We start from the raw sequence: 5,627 nt of genomic DNA, 5'->3' as shown, positions 1-5,627 counted from the left end.
GGCCGAGGGGTATGACGGCATCCTGACGGTGGACGGCAACGGCAAGGACGGGCTCGAGGCGCTGCCCCGGTTCATCGCGGCGCTGGACGCGGGCTTCGACTATGTCCAGGGCTCGCGCTATCGCCCCGGCGGGCAGGCGATCAACACGCCGATCGACCGCAAGCTCGGCGGGCGGCTGCTGCATGCCCCGCTGCTGTCGCTCGCCTCCGGCTCCTGGTTGACCGACACGACCAACGGCTTTCGCGGCTATTCCCGGCGCTACCTGACCGATCCGCGCGTCGCGCCGTTCCGCAGCTGCTTCAACGACTACAACCTGCTGTTCTACCTCTCGGCCCGCGCCGGCCAGCTGGGTTACCGCGTCACCGAGATCCCGGTGCGGCGCGAGTATCCGGCGAGCGGGCCGGTGCCCACAAAGATGGGCAGCCTCGCCTCCAAGCTCGCGCTGGTGGGCGAGTTGTTCCGGACGGCGCTCGGCGGCTATCACCCGGACGCGGACCGGCCGCTCTCCGACCTCGGCGCCGTCCCCGCATCGGCGTCACGGCTGGCGGCCTATCTCCTCCCCTTGGTGTTCCTGCTGATCCTCGTCTCCCGGCTCGTCGCCATCCTCGACGCCCCGGACATCTGGCACGACGAGGCGATGCTGATGGCGAACCTGCCGCTGGCGTCGATCTGGGAGGCCTTCGCCCCCCTGCCCTATTATGCCCAGGCAGCGCCGCCGGGGTACCTGCTGCTGGCCAGCGCCGTGGTCTCGGTCTCCGGCGGTGCCCCCGAAACCGGGCTGCGGCTGCTCAGCCTGGCGGGAAGCCTCGCGGCGGCCGGGTTCCTCGCGCTGACGCTGCGCCGGCTGGGCGCGGGGCTCGTCGCTCCCATCGCGCTGGCGCTGGTGTTCCTGTCGCCCTTCGGCGTGCGCTACGGCGTCGAGATCAAGCAGTATTCCTTCGAGCTGATGGCGACCTGCCTGCTGCTCTACGCCACGGTCCGGGCGGTGCAGCGCCCGGGGCCCGCCAATCTCGCGCTGCTCGCGGTCTCCGGTCTGCTCCTCATCCTGTTCTCCTTCGCCGCCTCGGTCCTGCTCGCCACGCTGGCGCTGGCCGCGGTGCTGCAGCTGCGGCTTCTCGGGCGGGGCATCAGGTCCATCGCCGGGCTCTTCGCGGGTCTGGTCGTGATGGCGGCTGTCTGGCACCTGACGATCACCGCCGCCGCCACTGCGGACCAGCTCACCTATTTCTCCTTCGTCTATGACAAGGCCTACCTCCGGCTGCCCTTCTCCGGCGCCGAGGAGGGCCCCACGGTCAAGAACTACCTCAGCATCATGCTGGGGATGTTCGACCCGTTCTACCGCTTCGCCAGCGAATACCACGCGCGCCGCCTGTTCGCGGTCGGCGGCGTGATCCTGGTGGGGCTGGGCCTCTTGGCGTCGCTGCGGCGTGGGGTGCTGCTGCCGGTCGCCTGCGTCGCGCTGCTGGGCGGGCTCGCCCTGCTCAGCCTGCTGCGGCTCTACCCGATCCTCTACACCCGCCACTTCATCTTCGCGCAGCCGCTGGTCGGCGTCATCCTGGCCATCGGCCTGGCGACCCTGATCGCCGCCCTGTCGAGATGGACCCCAGCGGCGCTTCCGGCGCGGCTGGTTGCAGGCTTCGTCGTGCTGTCCGGCGGCGTCTCGCTCCTCGCCGGTCTGACGCAGGAGAAGCAGCAAGTGAGCGAGGCGCTGGCCGTCATCGCAAGCGAGTCAACCGACCCGGCGCCGCTGATCTATGTCGGCATCGCGGCGCAGCCGATCCTGCTCTATGTCCAGCCGGAGTTCGGGGTGCGGATCGGCTACGGCCCCGGCGCCTTCGATCCGGATTTCCGCAAGCGCGGCAGCACCGCCACGCTCACCACCGACTACGCCTCGGAGCTCCGCGGCCACGACGAGATCTGGATGGTGGAGACCCTGGTCTACGACGGCAGCTTCGCGCAGGTGAGGCAGGATCTCCTGCCGCTGGAGGCGGCCTTCGGCCCCTGCGAGGAGCGGTACCGCTCCGGCTCCTCGGCCGATCTGGGACATACGTTGGCACACAGCTGTCGGGCCGCCGGCGACCTCCCGGAGCGACAGGCGGACGATCCGGCGGGGTAACAGGTCGACTCGGGCCGCTCAGTCCCGCTCCGGCGGTTCGGGCTCGATGGCGCGGCGCTGTTCCAGCAGCCGGGCGGCCAGCAGGCAGAGCAGGGCCCAGGCGGCGCCCGCCGTCCAGCCGGCGACGACATCGGTGGGCCAGTGCACGCCGAGATAAATCCGGCTCAGGCCAACGGCGACGGTGACCAGCGCCGCCAGCAGGATGAGGTAGATCTTGATCCGCCGCAGCGGCTGGCTGCGCGCCAGCAGCGCCGCGAGGGTCAGGTAGGTGACCGCGGCCATCATCGAATGGCCGCTGGGGAAGCTCGAGGTGTGCACCAGCGAGAATTGCGGGACGAGATCGGGACGCGGCCGGTCGAAGCCAGCTTTGGCGAGCGAGCTCAGCAAAAGTCCGCCGCCCACGGCGAGGAAGACGAACCACATGGTGCGCCAGCGCCCGGAGAGGCCGAGCAGGCCGCCGGTGGCAAGGGTCAGGAAGGCGAGCACGCCGACGCCGCCAAGCGCGGTGACATCGCGCGACATCTCCTCGAACCAGGGCGGGCCAACGGGATCGCCCGCGTCGGCGGCGCTGCGCATCAGAAGCAGGATGCGTTGGTCGAAGCTGTGGGTGCCGCCGGCGCTGACCGCCTCGCCGAGTTCGAGGAAGCCCCAGGCAGCGCAGGACAGCACCAGCAGGAGCAGCACCGTGCCGTTCTCCGCATAACCCCTGATCCGCCCGAACCCGCGCCCGATGATGGTCTTCCGTATCCCCGCCATGGGTGGAAAAGCGCCGGGCGGGGCCGCTGGTTCCCCTTGGCGCCGGAGGAGGAGCGCCAGATTGGCAGGAAAGGGAACAAATTCCGGCGGTAGCGGATCAATTGGCGGCTGAAACGGTTGATGTTCCGATCCTACGCCCGTGCTGGAAGTCCGGCGATGCTGCCCGCTGGGGATGTGGCTTCCGATCCCGTTGGGCTCAAAGCAATCGGCTGCCTGCCCTCCCGCCCGGAACATGCCGCGAAGGCAGGGAAGGCCGACCGGCGTGATGACGAACCTGTCTTGAACGCCTGTACAGCGGATGTGACTGTAATCTAACCCCGCGACAACGGGGCTTGAAAGGAAACCGGCGTGGAGTCGACGATCCAGCTGATCGACCTGCTTGGAGCCGCGGCGCTGCTGTTCTGGGGGCTGCGGCTGATCAAGACCGGCGTGATGCGCGCCTTCGGCGCCGTCTTGCGGCAGTGGATCTCGCGCGGCACCCGCAACCGGGTCTCGGCCGCCGCCTGGGGCTTCCTCGCCACGCTCGGCCTGCAGTCGAGCACCGCCACCGCCGTCATCACCGGCTCCTTCGCCAGCCGCGAGATCATCTCGCCGCGCATGGCGCAGGCGGTGATGCTGGGGGCGAACCTCGGCACCGCCATCGTCACCGTGCTGCTGTCGCGCGACCTGCACTGGCTGGGCAGCGCCTTCATCCTGGTCGGGGTGGCGAGCTTCACCCTCAGCGCCGGCTCGCAGGGCAAGGCAGTCGGCCGCGCCCTCCTGGGCCTCGGGCTTATGCTACTGGCGCTGCGGCTCCTGGGCGGGGTGACCGAGCCGCTGCGAGACTCCCGCACCGTCGTCGCCATGCTTTCGGGCCTCGCCGACGCGCCGGCCTTCGCGCTGGTGTTCTCGGCCGGCCTGGCGCTGCTCGGCTCGTCGAGCCTCGCCGTGGTGCTGCTGGTGATGTTCCTCGCCGGCGCCGGGGTGGTGCCGCCGCAGCTCGCGCTGGTGCTGGTCGCAGGGGCCAACCTCGGCGGGGCGATCCCGCCCTACCTCGCCGTCGGGGGCGACGGGCTGGCGGCGCGGCGGCTGACGCTGGCCAACCTGATGGTGCGGGGCGTCGGCGCGCTGGCGGTGCTGGTCGTGGCGGGCCCGCTCACCCGGCTGCTGTTGCAGGTCACGCCCGATCCCGCAGATCTCACCGTCGCCGCGCATGTCGGCTTCAACGCGGCGCTGCTGCTCCTTTTCCTGCCGCTGATCGGGCCGGTGGGGGCGCTGGCCGAGCGGGTGCTGCCCTCCGGCGGGGCCGCGGCGCGGAGCGGGCCGGAGTATCTCGACGACAGCCTGCTCGACACGCCGGGACTCGCGCTGGCCGTCGCCGCGCGCGAGACACTGCGGGTCGGCGACATCGTCGGGGCCATGCTGGAGAAGAGCCGGCTGTCGCTGGAGAACAGCGACGAGGCCACCGGTCTGGAGGTGACGCGGCTGGAGCAGGAGGTTGACGCGCTGACAGAGGCGATCAAGCTCTATGTCTCGCGGCTCAGCCGGCTGGAGCTGGACGCGGCCGACGTGCGCCGCGCCAACGAGATCATCTCCTACGCCATCAACCTCGAGCACATGGGCGACATCATCGAGACCGGCCTGACCGAGATCGCGGTGAAGAAGATCCGCAAGCGGCTGATGCTCTCGCCGGAGGGGCTGGTCGAGATCGCCGAATTCTACGACCGCACCGCCGACAACCTGCGGCTGGCGCAGGCGATCTTCCTCGGTCGTGACGCGGACCTCGCTCGGCAGCTGATGCAATCGAAGATCGAGATCCGCAAACTGGAGGCGAATTCCGCCGCGCAGCATCTCGCGCGGGTGCGGGCCGGGCGCAGCGAGGCGATCGAGACCAGCACCATCCACCTCGACCTGTTGCGCGACCTGAAGCGGGTGAACGCCCATCTCACCTCGGTGGCGCATCCGATCCTGCACGAGATCGGCGTGCTGCAGGACAGCCGGGTCCGCGCCAGCCAGTCCGAGCCGAAACCGGCCCTCGGCCTGCAGGACAGCGGGAACTGAGAGCGGCTTGGCGCGAATAAGGACCGCCTCCCGCCGTGACCCTCCCCGGCGGAACCGCGGTCCGGCTGCGGTCGCTGCGCCGGAACGCCGCCGGAGACGCGGCTCCGCCGGGCGACCGGATTTCCTCCGGCGGCCCCGAGGGAAGCCCTGCGCCCCGGTTGCACATTCCGTGCCGATACGGTCTATGCGCGGCTCACGGTTGACCTGAAAGCGGCAAGGCAGATGCAGGACCCAGAGATTCCCGGCGCGTCCATCGTCTTCGACCGGGTGGAGAAGACCTTCGAGAAACCCGGCGGCGCGCCGTTCCGGGCGCTGGAGCAGGCGTCGCTGACGGTGGAGCCGGGGGCGATCACCGGGGTGATCGGCCGGTCGGGCGCCGGCAAGTCGACGCTGCTGCGCATGGTGAACGGGCTGGAGACGCCGAGCGCCGGGCGGGTGATCGTCGACGGCCGCGATGTCGGCGCCGCGCGCGGGTCGGCGCTGCGCGAGATCCGCCGCAGCGTCGGCATGATCTTCCAGCATTTCAACCTGCTCTCCTCGCGCAGCGTCTACGGCAACGTCGCCCTGCCGCTGGAGATCGACGGCACGCCCGCGGGCGAGATCCGGACCCGGGTCAACGACCTCCTCGCCCGCGTCGGTCTGGAGGGGCTGCGCGACCGTTATCCGGCGGAGCTTTCCGGCGGGCAGAAGCAGCGGGTCGGCATCGCCCGGGCGC

4 protein-coding genes are annotated in these 5,627 nt (G+C 70.5%); 3 read left to right on the top strand and 1 reads right to left on the bottom strand.

Going from position 1 to position 5,627, the window contains the following annotated elements; all coding sequences use genetic code 11:
* On the top strand, positions 1-2,116 hold a 2,116-nt coding region (locus C5F48_RS21565), incomplete at its 5' end, for a glycosyltransferase family 39 protein (protein ID WP_107665810.1).
* A gap of 18 nt (positions 2,117-2,134) precedes the next feature.
* On the opposite strand, the gene C5F48_RS21560 is transcribed toward C5F48_RS21565, so the two are convergent.
* Positions 2,135-2,872 (bottom strand): phosphatase PAP2 family protein, encoded by a 738-nt coding sequence (locus C5F48_RS21560; protein ID WP_107665809.1) that lies wholly within the window; start codon positions 2,870-2,872, stop codon positions 2,135-2,137.
* A gap of 348 nt (positions 2,873-3,220) precedes the next feature.
* On the opposite strand from C5F48_RS21560, the gene C5F48_RS21555 reads away from it, so the two are divergent.
* Together C5F48_RS21555 and C5F48_RS21550 are read left to right on the top strand one after the other, a co-directional pair.
* The gene (locus C5F48_RS21555) at positions 3,221-4,912 is read left to right on the top strand and encodes a Na/Pi cotransporter family protein (protein ID WP_107665808.1); all 1,692 of its coding nucleotides are present in this window, start codon (positions 3,221-3,223) and stop codon (positions 4,910-4,912) included.
* Positions 4,913-5,134: 222 nt separating this feature from the next.
* Positions 5,135-5,627: ATP-binding cassette domain-containing protein (locus tag C5F48_RS21550; protein WP_146170696.1), on the top strand; the 493-nt coding region annotated here is incomplete at its 3' end.

It is taken from the genome of Cereibacter changlensis JA139, assembly GCF_003034985.1.
Lineage (GTDB): Bacteria > Pseudomonadota > Alphaproteobacteria > Rhodobacterales > Rhodobacteraceae > Cereibacter > Cereibacter changlensis.
This window is presented reverse-complemented; position numbering and strand designations above follow the sequence as displayed.

What these genes read in the sequence shown, in the direction of transcription:
- C5F48_RS21560 (WP_107665809.1), bottom strand. Translation starts at nt 2,872, where the DNA reads ATGGCGGGGATACGGAAGACCATCATCGGGCGCGGGTTCGGGCGGATC.